The organism is Pseudomonas sp. GQ91, assembly GCF_059758795.1.
Genome location: NZ_JCAXED010000005.1, coordinates 132,231 through 150,680, shown reverse-complemented (window position 1 = coordinate 150,680; position 18,450 = coordinate 132,231). Strand labels below are relative to the sequence as shown.

The window sequence follows — 18,450 nt, the reverse complement described above, 5'->3', positions numbered from 1 at the left end:
GTCGATGGCGCGCACTATACGGAGTGACTTTTAAGCTGTAAACCCCCGGCATAAAAAAAGCCTGGAAAATTTCGCCAGCGGTCGCTCAAGGTTGATTCTGGAGGTTGCAAAGGGCTTTTACGGGCCGGTTTTTGCTTGAGATTTCCCGTTTCAATACGCGTATGCCAAACTAACCCGTATATAGACAAGGTGAAAACTCTCTAATGGCCGATTGGCAGTCCCTCGATCCCGAGGCCGCTCGTGAAGCGGAAAAATATGAAAACCCTATTCCTAGCCGCGAACTGATCCTGGCGCACCTCGCCGATCGGGGTTCGCCTGCTAGCCGCGAGCAGTTGGTTGAAGAGTTCGGTCTGACCACCGAAGACCAGCTCGAAGCCCTGCGCCGCCGCCTGCGCGCCATGGAGCGCGATGCGCAGTTGATCTACACCCGTCGCGGCACTTACGCGCCGGTGGACAAGCTCGACTTGATCCTTGGGCGTATTGCGGGTCACCGCGATGGTTTCGGCTTCCTGATCCCCGATGACGGAAGCGACGACCTGTTCATGAGCCCGGCGCAAATGCGCCTGGTGTTCGATGGCGACCGCGCCCTGGCGCGCGTCTCAGGCCTCGATCGACGCGGTCGTCGCGAAGGCGTGATCGTCGAAGTGGTGTCCCGTGGTCACGAAACCATCGTCGGCCGCTACTTCGAAGAAGGCGGTATCGGCTTTGTGGTGCCGGATAACCCGAAGGTGCAGCAGGAAGTGCTGATTACCCCGGGCCGCAACGCGAACGCCAAGGTCGGTCAGTTCGTCGAGGTGAAAATCACCCACTGGCCAACCCCGCGCTTCCAGCCGCAGGGCGATGTGATCGAAGTGGTCGGCAACTACATGGCGCCGGGCATGGAAATCGATGTCGCGCTGCGCACTTACGATATTCCCCACGTTTGGCCGGAAGCGGTGGTCAAGGAAGCGCGCAAGCTCAAGCCGGAAGTCGAGGAAAAGGACAAAGAGAAGCGTATCGACCTGCGTCATTTGCCGTTCGTCACCATCGACGGTGAAGATGCCCGCGACTTCGACGATGCGGTCTACTGCGAAGCCAAACCCGGCAAATTGCGCCTGTTCTCCGGTGGTTGGAAGCTGTACGTCGCGATTGCCGACGTTTCCAGTTACGTGAAGATCGGTTCGGCCCTGGACAATGAAGCCCAGGTGCGCGGCAACTCGGTGTACTTCCCCGAGCGCGTGATCCCGATGCTCCCGGAAGAACTCTCCAACGGCCTGTGCTCGCTGAACCCGAAAGTCGACCGTTTGGCCATGGTGTGCGAGATGACTATCTCGAAAACCGGCGAAATGACCGATTACCAGTTCTACGAAGCGGTGATCCACTCCCAGGCGCGCCTGACCTACAACAAGGTCAGCACTATCCTGGAGCAGCCGAAAACCAGCGAAGCCAAGGCGCTGCGCGGTGAGTACGGTCATGTTGTGCCGCATCTGAAGCAATTGTATGCGTTGTACAAGGTGCTGCTGGGCGCGCGACATGTGCGTGGCGCGATCGATTTTGAAACCCAGGAAACCCGGATTATCTTCGGTTCCGAGCGCAAAATCGCTGAAATCACCCCGACTACGCGTAACGACGCGCACAAGTTGATCGAGGAGTGCATGCTGGCGGCCAACGTGGCCACCGCTGAATTCCTGAAAAAGCATGAAATTCCCGCGCTGTACCGGGTCCATGACGGTCCGCCGCCGGAGCGCCTGGAAAAACTGCGGGCATTCCTCGGCGAGCTAGGCTTGTCCCTGCACAAAGGCAAGGACGGTCCATCGCCGAAGGATTACCAGGCCTTGCTGGCCAGTATCAAGGATCGTCCGGACTTCCACCTGATCCAGACCGTAATGCTGCGTTCCCTGAGCCAGGCGGTGTACAGCGCCGACAATCAGGGCCACTTCGGCTTGAATTACGAGGCGTACACCCACTTCACCTCGCCGATCCGTCGTTACCCGGACCTGCTCACGCACCGGGCGATCCGCAGCGTGATCCACTCCAAGATGAACACCCCGCACGTCAAGCGCGCCGGTGCCATGAGCATTCCGAAGGCGCGGATCTATCCGTACGACGAAGCGACGCTGGAGCAGTTGGGCGAGCAATGCTCGATGAACGAGCGCCGCGCCGACGAGGCCACGCGTGACGTGGTGAACTGGCTCAAGTGCGAGTTCATGAAAGATCGCGTGGGCGAGTCGTTCCCGGGTGTGATCACGGCCGTGACCGGTTTTGGACTGTTCGTCGAGCTGACCGATATCTACGTCGAAGGTCTGGTCCACGTCACCGCCTTGCCGGGTGACTACTACCACTTCGACCCTGTGCATCACCGCTTGGCGGGCGAGCGCAGCGGTCGCAGCTTCCGCCTCGGCGATACCGTGGAAGTACGGGTCATGCGCGTCGACCTCGACGAGCGCAAGATCGACTTCGAGATTTCGGAAAAAGCCATCGACGCGTCGATCGGTCGCAAGAAGCGTGGCGCGGATACCACGGCACCGGCGAAAAAAGGCGCCCCTGCAAAAGCCCCGGCCGCCGAGCCAGCGCCAGCCAAGACGGGTCGTCGTTCGTCGACCAAGGAAAAGGCTGGCGACGCTTACCGACCAAGCGATGCCGCGGCGAAAAACGCCGAATTGCGCAAAAGCCGCGAGTTGAAGCAGCAGTTGCTCAATGAAGCCAAAAGCGGTGGTAAAGCGGCGTCTGGGGGAAAGTCCCAGGGCGCGGACAAGTCCTCGAGCAAACCGAGCAAGCACCGTAAAGGCCCGCCAAAAGCGGGTTCGGCTCCCGCGAAGAGCGGCGGGTCGCGCAAACCTAAGGCCAAGTCATGAGTCTGGAAAAAATCTACGGCGTACACGCCGTGGAAGCCTTGCTGCGTCACCATCCCAAACGCGTCAAGCAGGTGTGGCTGGCCGAAGGTCGCAGCGAACCGCGCGTACAGGCGCTGGTTGAGCTGGCGAATGAAAACCGCGTGGCAATCGGTCAGGCCGAGCGGCGTGAAATGGACGCCTGGGTCGAAGGTGTTCACCAGGGCGTAGTGGCGGATGTCAGTCCGAGCCAGGTCTGGGGCGAGGCAATGCTCGACGAGCTGCTCGACCGTACCGAAGGCGCGCCGCTGTTGCTGGTGTTGGACGGCGTGACCGATCCGCACAACCTGGGTGCTTGCCTGCGGTCGGCGGATGCTGCCGGGGCGTTGGCGGTGATCGTGCCCAAGGACAAGTCGGCGACGTTGACGCCGGTGGTGCGTAAAGTCGCTTGCGGCGCCGCGGAAGTGATTCCGCTGGTGGCCGTGACCAACCTGGCGCGTACCCTGGAAAAGCTCCAGCAGCGTGGCTTGTGGGTCGTCGGCACGGCGGGTGAGGCTGAGGTCAGTATTTATGACCAGGACCTGACCGGCCCGACCATCCTGATCATGGGCGCCGAAGGCAAAGGCATGCGTCGCCTGACCCGTGAACACTGCGATTACCTGGTGCATCTGCCGATGGCCGGTAGCGTCAGCAGCCTTAACGTATCGGTTGCAACCGGTGTGTGCCTGTTCGAAGCCCAGCGCCAGCGCGGCGCCAAGGCCAAGACCAAGAAGTAATCAGGCCTGGCGCAGATCCAAAATGTGGGAGGGGGCTTGCTCCCGATAGCGGCATGCCGGTCAACAAATATGTTGAATGTGCCACTGCTATCGGGAGCACGCCCCCTCCCACATTTGGTTGTGTGGTGATGGGAAGATTGTTCAAATAATCACCAATCACCTTGCGCGCTTTCTTCCCCTTCACTACAATTGCGCCCCTTGCCTTCCCGGCGGGCACCGATGTGCCTATTCGCGGCAAGATCCATAAGTGTCATTCACTCCTTGTCTGACCGTTTTTGAGCGGCAGGCTACAACCCGTAAGGAGCATTCATGCGTCATTACGAAATCATCTTTTTGGTCCACCCGGATCAAAGCGAGCAAGTCGGCGGCATGGTTGAGCGTTACACCAAGCTGATCGAAGAAGACGGCGGCAAAATCCACCGTCTGGAAGATTGGGGCCGTCGTCAACTGGCCTACGCAATCAACAATGTTCACAAGGCTCACTACGTGATGCTGAACGTTGAGTGCACTGGCAAGGCCCTGGCCGAGCTGGAAGACAACTTCCGCTACAACGATGCAGTGATCCGTAACCTGGTCATCCGTCGCGAAGAAGCCGTTACCGGCCAATCCGAGATGCTCAAGGCTGAAGAAAACCGCAGTGAGCGCCGTGAGCGTCGCGACCGTCCTGAGCACGAAGGCGCTGAAAGCGCTGATAGTGATGACAGCGACAACAGCGATAACGCTGACGAGTAATCCACGGACCTTTTAAGGAGCCTATCAAATGGCACGTTTCTTCCGTCGTCGTAAATTCTGCCGCTTCACCGCTGAAGACGTGAAAGAGATCGATTACAAAGATCTCAACACTCTGAAAGCCTACGTATCCGAGACCGGCAAAATCGTTCCAAGCCGTATCACCGGTACCAAAGCACGTTATCAGCGTCAGCTGGCCACCGCTATCAAGCGCGCCCGCTTCCTGGCCCTGCTGGCCTACACCGACAGCCACGGCCGCTGAGACCGGGCAGTCGACAAGTAGTAAGGGATTGAATGCATGCGCGCCTTAGCTGAGTTCATCATGCGCGGTCGTGTGCAGGCCACTCTGGTAGTGGCTGGTTGTGCAGCATTGCCGTTGTTGTATTGGTTGGGTGCTGCCGCGGGATGCCTTGTGCTCTTGCGGCGCGGTTTGAAGGACGCCCTTGGTGTCCTTGCCCTGGGGTTGTTGCCAGCCTTGATCTGGTGGCTGCAATTCGATGATCCGCGAGTACTTCTGGTACTGCTGGGGTCATCGGGCCTTGCGTTGGTGTTGCGCGCAAGTGAGTCCTGGACTCGCACGCTGCTGGTCAGCGTGGCATTGGGGTTGGTGTATTCAGTGGTGCTTGGCGCGGCTTTCCGCCCGCAAATCGAGGCGCTGTCGCAGGAGTTGGTCAAAATCCTGCCGCTGGCTCTCGGGGATCTCTACCAGCAATTGTCGGTAGAAGAGCGAGCGCGCATGGCCACACTGATTGCCCCGGTCCTGTCCGGTCTGATAGCGGCATTGTTGCAAATTGTCAGTGTGCTGAGCCTGATTCTTGGGCGTTACTGGCAGGCGGTGTTGTATAACCCAGGTGGTTTTGGTCGCGAGTTTCGCAGTATCAGAATCCCCGCAGGACCGGCGATGTTGCTGCTGGCGTGCATGCTTGTAGGACCGAACTTCGGTCCGCAAATGGCCATGTTGACGCCGTTGTGCAGCGTACCGCTGGTGATTGCCGGGCTGGCCCTGATGCATGGGCTGGTGGCGCGCAAGCGCCTGGCCAAGTTCTGGCTGGTGGGGTTGTACGTGACGCTGTTGCTGTTCATGCAACTGATCTATCCGTTACTCGTGGTTTTGGCCATTGTCGACGGCCTGATTGATTTTCGCGGACGTTCTGCGCCGAAAGACGCCGATAACGCGAACGGTGAAGGTTAAAAGTTAGAGGATTTTCACATGCAACTGATCCTTCTGGAAAAAGTCGCCAACCTGGGCAACCTGGGCGATAAAGTAAACGTTAAGGCCGGCTACGGTCGTAACTACCTGCTGCCATACGGCAAAGCCACCGCTGCAACCGCTGCCAACCTGGCTGCGTTTGAAGAGCGTCGCGCTGAGCTGGAAAAAGCCGCAGCAGACAAAAAAGCGTCGGCCGAAACTCGCGCTGCCCAACTGGCTGAGCTGGAAGTGACTATCACTGCCACCGCCGGTGACGAAGGCAAGCTGTTCGGTTCGATCGGTACTCACGACATCGCTGATGCACTGACCGCCTCCGGCGTTGAAGTGCAGAAGAGCGAAGTTCGTCTGCCGAACGGCACCATCCGCAACGTAGGTGAATTCGACGTAGCCGTGCACCTGCACGCTGAAGTCGAAGCCACCGTACGCGTTGTCGTGGTAGCAGCTTAAGAAGCACCTAACTGGCTGGCACCTCGCGTGTCAGGCGGTTAACATCGGGCACGATCCTGTTTACAGGTCGTGCCTTTTGTTTTTCTAAACCCCCCAATTTCAAGTGGCCATGAACGATATCTCCGCTCCTGAGCAATACGATCTGCAAACCGCTGCCCTGAAGGTGCCGCCGCATTCCATCGAGGCCGAACAGGCCGTGCTCGGTGGTTTGATGCTGGACAACAACGCCTGGGAACGCGTGCTCGATCAAGTCTCGGACGGCGACTTCTATCGGCATGACCACCGTCTGATCTTCCGCGCCATTGCCAAGTTGGCCGACCAGAACTCACCGATCGACGTGGTGACCCTGGCCGAGCAATTGGACAAGGAAGGCCAGACCTCCCAGGTCGGTGGCCTCGGCTACCTTGGCGAGCTGGCGAAAAACACGCCGTCCGTCGCCAACATCAAGGCCTATGCGCAGATCGTTCGTGAGCGGGCGACCCTGCGTCAGTTGATCGGCATCAGCACCGAAATCGCCGACAGCGCCTTCAACCCCGAAGGCCGTACCGCTGCCGAGATTCTCGACGAAGCTGAGCGCCAGATCTTCCAGATCGCCGAAGCCCGCCCGAAAACCGGCGGTCCGGTGAGCGTCAACGACCTGTTGACCAAGGCCATCGACCGTATCGATACCTTGTTCAATACGGACAACGCCATCACCGGTATTTCCACCGGCTACACCGACCTCGACGAGAAGACCAGCGGCCTGCAGCCGTCCGACCTGATCATCGTGGCCGGCCGTCCGTCCATGGGTAAGACCACCTTCGCGATGAACCTGGTGGAAAACGCCGTATTGCGCAGTGACAAGGCGGTGTTGGTGTACTCGCTGGAGATGCCAGGTGAATCGCTGATCATGCGTATGCTCTCGTCCCTGGGGCGTATCGACCAGACCAAGGTGCGTGCCGGTCGCCTCGAAGATGACGACTGGCCGCGCCTGACCTCGGCGGTCAACCTGCTCAACGACCGCAAGCTGTTCATCGATGACACCGCCGGTATCAGCCCGTCGGAGATGCGTGCGCGCACCCGGCGCCTGGTGCGTGAACACGGTGACATTGCGCTGATCATGATCGACTACCTGCAACTGATGCAGATCCCCGGTTCCAGCGGCGACAACCGGACCAACGAGATTTCCGAGATATCCCGGTCGCTGAAAGCCCTGGCCAAGGAATTCAATTGCCCGGTGGTGGCGCTGTCCCAGCTCAACCGTTCCCTGGAACAACGTCCCAACAAGCGCCCGGTGAACTCTGACTTGCGTGAATCCGGAGCGATCGAGCAGGATGCCGACGTGATCATGTTCGTCTACCGTGACGAGGTGTATCACCCGGAAACCGAGCACAAGGGCATTGCCGAAATCATCATCGGCAAGCAGCGGAACGGGCCGATCGGCTTTGTGCGCCTGGCGTTCATCGGCAAATACACGCGTTTCGAAAACCTCGCGCCGGGCAGCTATAACTTCGACGACGACGAATAATCCTTCTGCGCAATTCCGACCATCATCGTCGGAATTGGTCAAATTTTGTGCTATATTCCGCGCCCGCGATTTTTCATCTCAACACCGGTCATCGTCATGCAAACAGCCAAGCCGTTATTTGACTATCCCAAGTACTGGGCCGAATGTTTCGGCCCAGCGCCATTCCTGCCCATGAGCAGGGAGGAGATGGATCAGCTTGGCTGGGATTCCTGCGACATCATCATCGTCACCGGGGATGCCTACGTGGATCACCCGTCGTTTGGCATGGCGATCATCGGCCGGCTGCTGGAGTCCCAGGGCTTTCGCGTGGGGATCATTGCCCAGCCCAACTGGCAGTCCAAAGACGATTTCATGAAGCTCGGCGAGCCGAACCTGTTCTTCGGCGTCGCGGCCGGCAACATGGATTCGATGATCAACCGCTACACCGCCGACAAGAAAATCCGCTCCGACGACGCCTACACTCCCGGTGGCATGGCCGGCAAACGCCCGGACCGCGCGAGCCTGGTGTACAGCCAGCGTTGCAAGGAAGCCTACAAGCATGTGCCGATCGTGCTCGGTGGCATCGAAGCTTCCCTGCGCCGTATCGCTCACTATGATTACTGGCAAGATCGCGTGCGCAACTCGATCCTGATCGACGCGGCCGCCGATATCCTGCTGTACGGCAACGCCGAGCGGGCGATCGTCGAGGTTGCCCAGCGCCTGTCGTGGGGCCACAAGATCGAAGACATCACCGACGTGCGCGGCACCGCGTTCATTCGCCGCGACACGCCGCAGGGCTGGTACGAAGTCGACTCCACGCGTATCGACCGCCCAGGCAAGATCGACAAGATCATCAACCCCTACGTGAACACCCAGGACACCCAGGCCTGCGCCATCGAGCAGGAAAAAGGGCCGGTTGACGATCCGGATGAAGCCAAGGTCGTACAGATCCTGGCCAGCCCGCGCATGACCCGCGACAAAACCGTTATCCGTCTGCCGTCGGTGGAAAAGGTGCGCGGCGACGCGGTGCTCTACGCCCACGCCAACCGCGTGTTGCACCTGGAAACCAACCCAGGCAACGCCCGCGCCCTGGTGCAGAAACATGGCGAAGTGGACGTGTGGTTCAATCCACCACCGATTCCGATGACCACCGAAGAAATGGACTACGTGTTCGGCATGCCTTACGCACGTATTCCGCACCCGGCGTACGGCAAGGAAAAGATCCCGGCCTACGACATGATCCGCTTCTCGGTGAACATCATGCGTGGCTGCTTCGGTGGCTGCACCTTCTGCTCGATCACCGAGCACGAAGGCCGCATCATCCAGAACCGCTCCGAAGAATCGATCATTCGCGAAATCGAAGAAATTCGCGACAAGGTGCCGGGCTTTACCGGCGTGATCTCCGACCTCGGCGGCCCGACCGCGAACATGTACCGCATCGCCTGCAAGAGCCCGGAAATCGAATCCGCGTGCCGCAAGCCGTCCTGCGTGTTCCCCGGCATCTGCCCCAACTTGAATACCGACCATTCCTCCTTGATCCAGTTGTACCGCAGCGCCCGCGCGTTGCCGGGGGTGAAGAAGATCCTGATCGCATCCGGCCTGCGCTACGACCTCGCGGTGGAATCGCCGGAATACGTCAAGGAGCTGGTGACCCACCACGTCGGTGGCTACCTGAAGATCGCCCCGGAACACACCGAGGAAGGTCCGCTCAACCAGATGATGAAACCGGGCATCGGCAGCTATGACAAGTTCAAGCGCATGTTCGAGAAGTACACCAAGGAGGCGGGCAAGGAGCAGTACCTGATCCCGTACTTTATCGCCGCTCACCCGGGCACCACCGACGAAGACATGATGAACCTGGCCCTGTGGCTCAAGGGCAACGGTTTTCGCGCCGACCAGGTGCAGGCGTTCTACCCGTCGCCGATGGCCACCGCCACCGCGATGTACCATTCGGGCAAGAACCCGTTGCGCAAGGTCACCTACAAGAGTGACGGCGTGACCATCGTCAAGAGCGAGGAACAGCGCCGGCTGCACAAGGCGTTCTTGCGCTACCACGACCCGAAGGGCTGGCCGATGCTGCGCGAAGCCTTGACCCGCATGGGCCGCGCCGACCTGATCGGACCGGGCAAGGACCAGTTGATCCCGCTGCACCAGCCAGCTACCGACAGCTACCAGAGCGCCCGTCGCAAAAACTCGACGCCGGCCGGCAGCCACAAGGTCGCCAAGGAAACCACTACCAAGATCCTCACCCAGCACACCGGCCTGCCGCCCCGTGGCAGCGACGGCAGCAACCCATGGGACAAGCGCGAACAAGCCAAGGCCGCGGCCATGGCCCGCAACAAGCAGGCCGCCAAGGAGCGCACCGACGCAGCCAAGGGCAAAGGCAAAAAGCCTGCCCGCAAACCGGTCGTGCCGCGTTGATCGTCGCCTGAAACCACAAAACGCCAGCCTCCGTGCTGGCGTTTTGCTTTCTAGCGAGCCGACCCTCCCGTTTGTTAAGGTGACGCCCATTCGACCCCCTCTCCTTGTAGGCGCGAGCTAGCTTGCGAAAAACTCAAAGGCGCCGCATGCCCCCAGGATGCACGCGTCAGCGTTGAAGATTTTCGCGAGCAAGCTCGCTCCTACAGAGGGGCCTCATTTCAAGGAAGAGTAAACATGAGCAGCCTCCAGCTCGGTATCGGCATGGACTTCAATCGCTCCCAGTTCATGGCCCGCCAACGCATCGAAAGTGAGCTCAATCTGCCCCGGATATTTGCCGCGATCGACGCCGACCCCAGCATTGTCGGCGCAGGCGTTGTGTATATCGACGCTGACTTCAACGTGGTGACCCTGCGCGAGTTCAAGCCGATCTGCAGCATCCAGCCCAAACGCATCATCGTGCGTGAAGCGCAGAAATACGTCGCGCCGGCCCAGTTCGCTGACCAGGTTATGAACAACCCGCGAGAGTCGCGGCTGATCAGCGAAGCTTTTAACACTACATTGTCCTGTGGCGGCGCGGTCCTGGGTTGGTTGGTGATGTTAAGTGGCACCATCGCGGTGCCGTTTACCGCTGGGGTCAGTTCGGTCATCACGGTTATTGGCTACACCAGCGCTACAGCCAGTACGGCGTCCTGCCTGATGGGCGCGTTTCGCACCCGCAATGAAATCGTCAATCCTGGCATGAATGACTATCTGGATAATGAAGAGTGGTACCAGACCGCTACCAAGATTATGGATGGCGCTGCCTTGGTTGGCGTGGGCGCGTCTGCGCTGACCACGGTCAAATTGGTCAACGTCGCCCGCGCATCCACCGGCAAATCCCTACGTCAGGTGCTTAAAGGCCTCAACGGCCAGGAGCGAGAAAAACTGACCAAAGAGCTGCTGAAAATTGCCGACCCGCAGATGTCGATCAAGATGCGCAAGCTGCTGCAACTACGCGGTGACTTGCCCAAGCGTTTCACTCATGCCCAACTCAAGCATGCCACCATCGTCCAACTGGGCGATGCCTTCAGCGCGGGGCTGAGTGTCTGGGGCCTGGCGCGTTCAGATAACCCAAAACAGCTGAAGACCCTGGCGATCGGCTTGTACGAGGAACTCGAGTGATGAGTGGTGTCCCGTCGTTGAAACCGTTTTTGCTGGAACATTTCCCCTCATTCATCGGCGTGATTCTCGCTGGCTGCCTCGGCGGTTCCGGCGCAATTTCCTTGGCGGCCAGCACCTATTTCGCCGACGTGCCCATGGCCACTAACGCTACGGTTTCCTGGTTCGTGGTGATATTCGCTGCATTGTTCGTGGTCAACAGCAACTTCCTGGTCGTGCGCGGGTACGCCTGGGCGGTATGGGGGATGGTAGGTTTTTTCGTGGTGTGCCTGCTGGTGGTATTGCCGACGGTGCAATACCGCCCGCATTGGTTTATCTACAGTGAATGCCTGTTCTGGCCACTGCTGGGTTTGCTGCTGATCAATAGCAAAGGTTATCGATCGATGGTGAGGAAGCTGGTCGACGTGCGTCGGTTGCGTGAGGCAGCCAAAGGCAAAGGTAAGAAGCCTGCCAGCAAGCCGATTGTGCCGCGTTGATCACCGCCAGAAAGCAAAGCGCAGCCTCCGCGCTGCGTTTTGCTTTCTGGCGAGCCGACCCTCCCGTTTGTTAAGGTAACGCCCATTCGGCCCCCTCTCCTTGTAGGCGCGAGCTCGCTCGCGAAAAACTCAAAGGCGCCGCACTCCCCCAGGATGCACGCGTCAGCGTTGAAGATTTTCGCGAGCAAGCTCGCTCCTACAGAGGGGCCTCATTTCAAGGAAGAGTAAACATGAGCAGCCTCCAGCTCGGTATCGGCATAGACTCCAGCCCCTCCCAGTTCCTGGCCCGCCAGCGCATCGAAAGCCAGATCAACCTGCCACGCCTGTTCGCCGCCATCGACGCCGACCCCGGAATCGTCGGCGCTGGCGTGGTGTACATCGATGCCGACTTCAACGTCGTGACCCTGCGCGAGTTCAAGCCGATTTGCAGTATCAAGCCCAAGCGGATCATCTTGCACGAGGCGCAGAAATACATCGCTCCGGCGCAATTTGCCCAGCAGGTGCAGGGCAATCCCCGGTAGTCACGACTGGTCGGAGAGGCAATCAATACCACCTTATCCTGTGCCGGAGCGGTATTGGGCTGGATTGTCGTGCTCAGTGGGTCGGTTGCGATTCCCTTCAGTGCCGGGACCAGCGCGGTGGTTGTGGCTCTGGGTTATACCGCTGCGGCCGCCAGTTCGGTGCAGTGTCTTGCCGGTAGCATCCGCACGGTCGTTGAAGTGGTCAATCCGCAATTCAACGACAAGCTGGACAGTGAGGAGTGGTATCAATACGCTTCGATTGGTCTAGATGCGGCCTCTTTACTAGGCGTGGGGGCTTCCACTTTGACCACCATAAAACTTGTGAGGGTCGCCAAGGCCGCTACCGGTAAAAGCCTGCGTGAAGTCTTACGCGGGCTGACTCGCCAGGAAAGGTCGAAGTTGACCAAAGAGTTACTGAGCATTAACGACCCGAGGCTGACGCCGAAAATGCTCAAGCTCAAGCAACTGGCCGGGGAAATGCCCAAGCGCTTCACTCCGACTCAGCTCAAGCACGCTACGGTTACCCAGATCAAAGACTCCCTGGGCGCGGCAATTGGTTTCACCGGCAGCAGCTTGTCGGGGAATGTCAAAACCGTTGCCGTCGGCTTGTATGAAGAGTTGGAGGAGTAGATGGACGATCTCAGTCTTCCGCGTTTTCTGGCGCGCTACTTCCCGACATTCATGGGTGGGATTTTCGCGGCGCTGTTTTCGTTGGCCTGTGCTATCCCCTTGGTGTCTGCGTCCTATTTCGCCGGGGCTTCACTTGACGAGCAAGTGACTTGGTCGATGCTGGGGGGCGCGGCGGCCACCATGGTCGTGGTGCACTGCAATTTCATGGTGGTGCGTGGTCGGCCGCAGTGGGTTTGGGGGGTGACGGTGGTGCTGGTTGTATGCTTGCTGGGCGTATTGCCCACCATCGAGGATCGTCCGCATAAAGTCATCTATGCATTGGCTGTGTTGTTTCCGCTAGTGGGCCTTCTGTTACTCAATAGCAAGCGCCATCGCGAAATGCGCAGCAAACTCGTCGAGATTCGTCAGCAGCGCGAGTCGCTGAAGAAAGGCTCGGGGAAGGTCCCGAGAAAACGACGCTGAAGGCCTCACGTATAGGTGTCGTGTAGATCAATGCCGAACGGGCTGCCCCTGCGGGAGTTCAAGCCGATTTGCAGTATCAAGCCCAAGCGGATCATTCTGCGCGAGGCGCAGAAGTACATTTCGCCTGCGCAGTTTGCCAATCAGGTGACTGGCAACCCGCGGGAGTCCCGGTTAGTGGGGGAAGCGGTCAATACGACCTTGTCTTGTACGGGCGCAATCCTTGGTTGGATTGTGGTGTTCAGCGGTACAGTCGCCGTGCCTTTCACGGGTGGCGCGAGCCTGGTGGTGACGGGCATCGGCGCGACAGCTGCAGCGGCCAGTACTGTGCAATGTGTAGTCGGGGGCATGAGAGCTTTCAACGAACTCAATGATCCGGCGGCCAACGACGATATGGATAGCGAGGACTGGTATCGCTATGCAATGCCGGTATTGGACGCCGCTTCACTGCTGGGTGCCGGCGCCTCTACTCTAACGACTCTGCGGCTGCTGCAGGCTCGAAAGGTGACCACTGGCAGAAGTTGGTACGAGTTGTCCAAGGGGTTGACCCGTCAGCAACGCAAGGCGCTCACCAAGGAACTGCTAAGCCTGAAAGATCCAAGCCTGAGCAATAAACTCTTGAAACTGCGCCAGCGCTCCGGTGAGTTGGTCAAGCGTTATTCGGCAACCGAGCTCAAACACGCGACTGTGACGCAGATCAGAGACTCCCTCGGGGCTGCCATTGGTTTTACTGGGAGCGCCCTATCAGGCAACATTCGAACGATTGCAGTTGGCCTGTATGAGGAGCTTGAGTGATGGATCGCCAAGGTTCATTGAAAGCGTTTTTAGCCCAGTATTTTCCAGCATTCATATGTGCATTTTTCCTTGCCTGCTTCTCTCTCTCCGCCGCTATTTCATTGGCATCAAGTACATTCTTTCGCAGTGATCCAGAGCGGGCGCGTTATTCTTTTCTGGTGGCTGTTTTCTTAGGCTTACTCTTGGCGTTCAGTCATTTCGTCATGATTAGAGGGCGAGTGTGGGGCGTTTGGGCCATCGCTGCTTTCTACGTTGTATGTTTTCTGGTCGTGTTGCCGACCTATAGCTATCGGCCACATATGGCTGCGTATGTAATAGGGTTGCTGTTCCCATTGCTGGGGCTGCTGTTGCTCAATAGCAAGCGCCATCGCGAAATGCGCAGCAAACTCGTCGAGATTCGTCAGCAGCGCGAGTCGCTGAAGAAAGGCTCGGGGAAGGTCCCGAGAAAACGACGCTGAAGGCCTCGTGTAGATCGATGTCGAATTCAACGGGCGGCCTCTCTGGTGGGCATTGCTGTCGGTTTGTACGAGGAGCAGACGGAATGAATGGATTCCCTGATATGGGTAGTTTTCTCGCCCGTTATTTCCCAGTGTTCATGGGCACGATCTTCATGGCGATTTTTTCCGGCTCCGTCGCCGTTTCCTTGGCGAACGTGACTTATTTGCGTGGTGTTGACCCTTCGCTCAGGACCAACTACTCCGGGTTGGCGACTCTGGTGCTGGTAGCGGTGCTGGTATTTGGCAACGTGATGATCGCGCGCGGACGCCCGTGGGCAGCCGGGTTGGTGGCGGGATATCTGGGGTGCTGCCTGTTATTTGTGGTGCCGATGATTCAGTACCAACCTCACTTGTGGGTCTATTGCTCGGCTGTGCTCTTTCCGTTGTCAGGTTTGCTATTGCTCAACAGCAAGCGCCACCGCGAAATGCGCGCAAGACTGCTGGAAATTCGCCACCTGCGCCAAGCGCTAATGGCTAAACACACGTCTCGATAGATCGACAGGGTTGGGTAGATTCACCACCTACCCGCGGATGCCCGCCACAAATATGGGCAACCGTCGCACCACAAGGTCTGCCGTCGCGCTGTTTTGGTGCTGTACTGCGCGCAAGCCGACGATAAAGCACAGCAGCTGCCGCTCTGGCATAAGTCTTGCGCGCTTTGCTTGCATGCCCTGGCTCGCAGGAGGCCGCCGTGTCGATTCATGTCGCGTTGCACCATGTTACGCATTACCGCTACGACCGCGCGGTGGAGCTCGGCCCGCAGATTGTGCGCTTGCGCCCGGCGGCCCATAGCCGCACGCGGATCTTGTCTTATGCGCTGAAGGTGCTGCCCCGGCAGCATTTCATCAATTGGCAGCAGGACCCGCAGGGCAATTACCTGGCGCGGTTGGTGTTTCCGGAAAAGACCGATGAACTGCGTATCGAAGTCGATCTGGTCGCCGAGCTGGCAGTGTTCAATCCGTTCGATTTTTTCCTCGAACCCTACGCCGAGACAATCCCTTTCAATTACGCCGCCGATGAACAGCGCGAGCTGGCGCCGTATCTGGAAACCTTGCCGCTGACGCCGAAATTCGCCGCCTACCTGGCGGGTATTGACCGCGCGCCATTGCCGGCGGTGGACTTCCTGGTCGGCCTCAATCAACGTCTGGCCGCCGATATCGGTTACCTGATCCGCATGGAACCGGGCGTGCAAACCCCGGAAGTCACCTTGGAGAACGCCTCCGGCTCCTGCCGTGATTCGGCTTGGTTGCTGGTGCAACTGCTGCGTCACCTGGGACTGGCGGCACGGTTTGTCTCCGGCTACCTGATCCAGCTGACGGCCGATGTCAAAGCGCTCGACGGCCCTTCCGGCACCGACGTGGACTTCACCGACCTGCACGCCTGGTGTGAGGTGTATCTCCCCGGCGCCGGCTGGATTGGTCTGGATGCCACCTCCGGTCTCTTCGCTGGTGAAGGACATATCCCGTTGGCCTGTAGCCCCGATCCTTCCTCGGCAGCCCCGATCAGCGGTTTGGTGGAGCCTTGCGACTGTGAGTTCGTCCATGAAATGTCGGTGGAACGGATTTGGGAGGCGCCACGTGTCACCAAGCCTTATACCGAGGAACAATGGCTCGCGATCCAGGCTCTGGGTCGGCAGATCGATGGCGACCTGCTCAAGCATGACGTCCGCCTGACCATGGGCGGCGAGCCGACCTTTGTCTCGATCGACGACCCCGATGGCGCCGAGTGGAATACCGCCGCGCTGGGCCCGGACAAGCGTCGCCTGTCGGCCGAGCTGTTCCAGCGTATGCGCAAACACTACGCGCCGCAGGGCCTGGTGCATTTCGGCCAGGGCAAGTGGTACCCCGGCGAGCAACTGCCGCGCTGGTCTCTCAATTGCTACTGGCGCCGCGACGGTGTGCCGATCTGGCACAACAGTGCGCTGATCGCCGATGAGCAGCAGGACTACGGTGCCGACGGCGTGTTGGCCGGCCGCTTCCTGACCAGCCTCGCCGAACGCCTGAAGCTGCCGGCGCGGTTTGTGTTTCCGGCCTTCGAGGACAACTTCTACTACCTGTGGCGCGAAGGCGCATTGCCACAAAATGTCACCGCCGAGGATCCGCGACTGAGCGACGATCTGGAGCGCGAACGCTTGCGCAAGGTGTTCAGTCAGGGCCTGGATAAAATCATCGGTCAGGTGCTGCCGCTGGCGCGCACGGCGGCCAATGATCGCTGGCAGAGTGGGCGCTGGTACCTGCGCGACAGTCACTGCCGGCTGGTGCCAGGGGATTCGCCGTTGGGCTACCGCTTGCCGCTGGCATCGCAACCGTGGGTGACGGCGGCGGAGTATCCCTTTGTCCACCCGACGGAGCCGAATCAGGACCATCCGCAATTGCCGTCCACCGCGCAACTGCAAAGCCACGGCGAACCGGCACTGAGCGAAGATCGCGTGCCGAAAGTCGACGAGTCCGCCGATTGGCTGACGCGCACCGCGCTCTGCGCCGAAGCCCGGGAAGGGCGCCTGTACCTGTTTATGCCGCCTCTGGAGCGTGTCGAGGATTACCTGGAGTTGGTCGCGGCCATTGAAGCCACCGCCGAAGAACTGCGTTGCCCGGTACTGCTGGAAGGCTATGAGCCACCGGCCGACACGCGCCTGAGCAACTTCCGGGTGACGCCTGACCCGGGCGTGATCGAGGTCAATGTACAGCCGTCCGCCACCTGGGACGAGTTGGTGGAGCGCACCGAGTTTCTCTACGAAGAGGCCCGGCAGACCCGCCTCACCAGCGAAAAATTCATGATCGACGGCCGCCACACGGGGACCGGTGGCGGTAACCACTTTGTGTTGGGCGGCGCGACACCCAAGGACTCCCCGTTTCTGCGTCGCCCTGACCTGCTGCGCAGTCTGATCAGCTATTGGCATAACCATCCGTCCTTGTCGTACCTGTTTTCCGGCCTGTTTATCGGCCCCACCTCCCAAGCTCCGCGGGTCGACGAAGCCCGTAATGATGCGCTGTATGAGCTGGAAATCGCGTTTGCACAAATGCCCGCGCCGGGCGAAGAGTGCCCGCCGTGGCTCGTCGACCGGCTGCTGCGAAACCTGTTGATCGACGTCACGGGTAACACCCACCGCGCCGAGTTCTGTATCGACAAGCTGTATTCGCCGGATGGCGCCAGCGGACGCTTGGGCCTGCTGGAACTGCGTGCCTTTGAGATGCCGCCCCACGCCCGTATGAGTCTGGCGCAACAGCTGCTGCTGCGGGCGCTGGTGGCGCGGTTCTGGCGGGAGCCCTATACGCCGCCGAAACTGGCACGCTGGGGCACCGAGCTGCACGATCGCTTCCTGTTGCCGCACTTTATCGAGCAGGACTTCGCTGACGTGATCGTCGAACTGAACGCCGCGGGGTACCCGTTGCGGGCCGAATGGTTTGCCGCGCACCTGGAGTTCCGTTTTCCCAAGGTCGGCGACTATGCCGTCAGCGGTATCGAACTTGAGCTGCGCCAGGCCCTGGAACCCTGGCATGTGTTGGGGGAAGAGGGCGCGGTCGGCGGCACGGTGCGCTATGTGGATTCATCCCTGGAACGTTTGCAGGTGAAGTTGAGCGGACTGCCGCCGCACCGCTATCTGCTGACCTGCAATGGCATTCCTGTGCCGCTGCAGCCAACCGGGCGAGTCGGCGAGTTTGTCGCCGGTGTGCGTTATCGCGCCTGGCAGCCGGCCAACTGCCTGCAACCGACCATTGCGGTGCACGCGCCATTGGTATTTGACCTGTTGGATACTTGGATGCAGCGTTCGTTGGGTGGTTGCCAATATCATGTCGCCCATCCAGGCGGGCGCAACTATGACAGCTTGCCGGTGAACGCCAACGAAGCTGAAAGTCGGCGCTTGGCGCGGTTTTTCCGTTTGGGACACAGCCCTGGAACATTGGCGGTGCCGACGCTGGTGATCAACGATGAGTTACCGATGACCCTGGATTTACGGCGTTTCCCCAATAAAAAAGACTAACCGGGGGAGCAGGCTTTTGTGGCGGGCGGGCTCGCCACAGTTGCGTAGTGCCG

At 59.6% G+C, this 18,450-nt stretch carries 15 protein-coding genes and 1 pseudogene; all 16 read left to right on the top strand.

Annotation, left to right across the window (positions count from 1 at the left end):
• Positions 1 to 203 precede the first annotated feature (203 nt).
• The 16 genes and pseudogenes from rnr to AC6CIA_RS09185 all read left to right on the top strand — a co-directional run bounded on the left by rnr (position 204) and on the right by AC6CIA_RS09185 (position 18,397).
• Positions 204 to 2,834: a ribonuclease R gene (gene rnr, locus AC6CIA_RS09260; protein WP_498311616.1), complete on the top strand. Its 2,631-nt coding sequence runs from the start codon at positions 204 to 206 to the stop codon at positions 2,832 to 2,834.
• Positions 2,831 to 3,586 carry a 23S rRNA (guanosine(2251)-2'-O)-methyltransferase RlmB gene (gene rlmB / locus AC6CIA_RS09255; RefSeq protein WP_084379643.1) on the top strand — a complete coding sequence of 252 codons (756 nt, stop codon included), beginning with the start codon at positions 2,831 to 2,833 and terminating at the stop codon, positions 3,584 to 3,586. The genes rnr and rlmB overlap by 4 nt, the downstream gene beginning before the upstream one ends.
• 309 nt (positions 3,587 to 3,895) lie before the next feature.
• Positions 3,896 to 4,318, top strand: a complete 423-nt coding sequence (gene rpsF / locus AC6CIA_RS09250) for a 30S ribosomal protein S6 (protein WP_003217491.1) — start codon at positions 3,896 to 3,898, stop codon at positions 4,316 to 4,318.
• Positions 4,319 to 4,346: 28 nt separating this feature from the next.
• Entirely contained in the window at positions 4,347 to 4,577 is a 231-nt protein-coding gene (gene rpsR, locus AC6CIA_RS09245; protein ID WP_002551829.1) for a 30S ribosomal protein S18, read from the top strand.
• A 36-nt stretch (positions 4,578 to 4,613) separates the two neighbouring features.
• The gene (locus AC6CIA_RS09240; RefSeq protein ID WP_339532284.1) at positions 4,614 to 5,507 is read left to right on the top strand and encodes a YybS family protein; all 894 of its coding nucleotides are present in this window, start codon (positions 4,614 to 4,616) and stop codon (positions 5,505 to 5,507) included.
• Positions 5,508 to 5,525: 18 nt separating this feature from the next.
• Positions 5,526 to 5,972 (top strand): 50S ribosomal protein L9, encoded by a 447-nt coding sequence (rplI, locus tag AC6CIA_RS09235; RefSeq protein ID WP_003171376.1) that lies wholly within the window; start codon positions 5,526 to 5,528, stop codon positions 5,970 to 5,972.
• Positions 5,973 to 6,081: 109 nt separating this feature from the next.
• Positions 6,082 to 7,479: a replicative DNA helicase gene (gene dnaB, locus AC6CIA_RS09230; protein WP_084379641.1), complete on the top strand. Its 1,398-nt coding sequence runs from the start codon at positions 6,082 to 6,084 to the stop codon at positions 7,477 to 7,479.
• Between the two features lie 96 nt (positions 7,480 to 7,575).
• A complete protein-coding gene (locus AC6CIA_RS09225) occupies positions 7,576 to 9,879 on the top strand; it encodes a YgiQ family radical SAM protein (RefSeq protein WP_339532286.1) in 2,304 nt (767 codons plus the stop codon).
• A 234-nt stretch (positions 9,880 to 10,113) separates the two neighbouring features.
• The gene (ssp4, locus tag AC6CIA_RS09220; RefSeq protein WP_498311615.1) at positions 10,114 to 11,040 is read left to right on the top strand and encodes an Ssp4 family T6SS effector; all 927 of its coding nucleotides are present in this window, start codon (positions 10,114 to 10,116) and stop codon (positions 11,038 to 11,040) included.
• Positions 11,040 to 11,513, top strand: a complete 474-nt coding sequence (locus tag AC6CIA_RS09215; RefSeq protein ID WP_339532287.1) for a hypothetical protein — start codon at positions 11,040 to 11,042, stop codon at positions 11,511 to 11,513. The genes ssp4 (AC6CIA_RS09220) and AC6CIA_RS09215 overlap by 1 nt, the downstream gene beginning before the upstream one ends.
• Positions 11,514 to 11,743: 230 nt before the next feature.
• Positions 11,744 to 12,664, top strand: a pseudogene (ssp4, locus tag AC6CIA_RS09210) (Ssp4 family T6SS effector).
• The gene (locus AC6CIA_RS09205) at positions 12,665 to 13,126 is read left to right on the top strand and encodes a hypothetical protein (RefSeq protein ID WP_498311614.1); all 462 of its coding nucleotides are present in this window, start codon (positions 12,665 to 12,667) and stop codon (positions 13,124 to 13,126) included. It begins immediately after the preceding pseudogene.
• A gap of 30 nt (positions 13,127 to 13,156) precedes the next feature.
• Positions 13,157 to 13,918 (top strand): Ssp4 family T6SS effector, encoded by a 762-nt coding sequence (ssp4, locus tag AC6CIA_RS09200; RefSeq protein WP_498311613.1) that lies wholly within the window; start codon positions 13,157 to 13,159, stop codon positions 13,916 to 13,918.
• On the top strand, positions 13,918 to 14,376 hold the full coding sequence (locus tag AC6CIA_RS09195) for a hypothetical protein (RefSeq protein ID WP_498311612.1): 459 nt from the start codon (positions 13,918 to 13,920) through the stop codon (positions 14,374 to 14,376). The genes ssp4 (AC6CIA_RS09200) and AC6CIA_RS09195 overlap by 1 nt, the downstream gene beginning before the upstream one ends.
• A gap of 83 nt (positions 14,377 to 14,459) precedes the next feature.
• Entirely contained in the window at positions 14,460 to 14,909 is a 450-nt protein-coding gene (locus AC6CIA_RS09190; protein WP_498311611.1) for a hypothetical protein, read from the top strand.
• A gap of 197 nt (positions 14,910 to 15,106) precedes the next feature.
• On the top strand, positions 15,107 to 18,397 hold the full coding sequence (locus tag AC6CIA_RS09185) for a transglutaminase family protein (RefSeq protein WP_498311610.1): 3,291 nt from the start codon (positions 15,107 to 15,109) through the stop codon (positions 18,395 to 18,397).
• Positions 18,398 to 18,450 lie beyond the last annotated feature (53 nt).

Coding starts and splice junctions, on each gene's coding strand:
- rnr (WP_498311616.1), top strand. CDS start 204: ATGGCCGATTGGCAGTCCCTCGATCCCGAGGCCGCTCGTGAAGCGGAA.
- rlmB (WP_084379643.1), top strand. CDS start 2,831: ATGAGTCTGGAAAAAATCTACGGCGTACACGCCGTGGAAGCCTTGCTG.
- rpsF (WP_003217491.1), top strand. CDS start 3,896: ATGCGTCATTACGAAATCATCTTTTTGGTCCACCCGGATCAAAGCGAG.
- rpsR (WP_002551829.1), top strand. CDS start 4,347: ATGGCACGTTTCTTCCGTCGTCGTAAATTCTGCCGCTTCACCGCTGAA.
- AC6CIA_RS09240 (WP_339532284.1), top strand. CDS start 4,614: ATGCGCGCCTTAGCTGAGTTCATCATGCGCGGTCGTGTGCAGGCCACT.
- rplI (WP_003171376.1), top strand. CDS start 5,526: ATGCAACTGATCCTTCTGGAAAAAGTCGCCAACCTGGGCAACCTGGGC.
- dnaB (WP_084379641.1), top strand. CDS start 6,082: ATGAACGATATCTCCGCTCCTGAGCAATACGATCTGCAAACCGCTGCC.
- AC6CIA_RS09225 (WP_339532286.1), top strand. CDS start 7,576: ATGCAAACAGCCAAGCCGTTATTTGACTATCCCAAGTACTGGGCCGAA.
- ssp4 (WP_498311615.1), top strand. CDS start 10,114: ATGAGCAGCCTCCAGCTCGGTATCGGCATGGACTTCAATCGCTCCCAG.
- AC6CIA_RS09215 (WP_339532287.1), top strand. CDS start 11,040: ATGAGTGGTGTCCCGTCGTTGAAACCGTTTTTGCTGGAACATTTCCCC.
- AC6CIA_RS09205 (WP_498311614.1), top strand. CDS start 12,665: ATGGACGATCTCAGTCTTCCGCGTTTTCTGGCGCGCTACTTCCCGACA.
- ssp4 (WP_498311613.1), top strand. CDS start 13,157: ATGCCGAACGGGCTGCCCCTGCGGGAGTTCAAGCCGATTTGCAGTATC.
- AC6CIA_RS09195 (WP_498311612.1), top strand. CDS start 13,918: ATGGATCGCCAAGGTTCATTGAAAGCGTTTTTAGCCCAGTATTTTCCA.
- AC6CIA_RS09190 (WP_498311611.1), top strand. CDS start 14,460: ATGAATGGATTCCCTGATATGGGTAGTTTTCTCGCCCGTTATTTCCCA.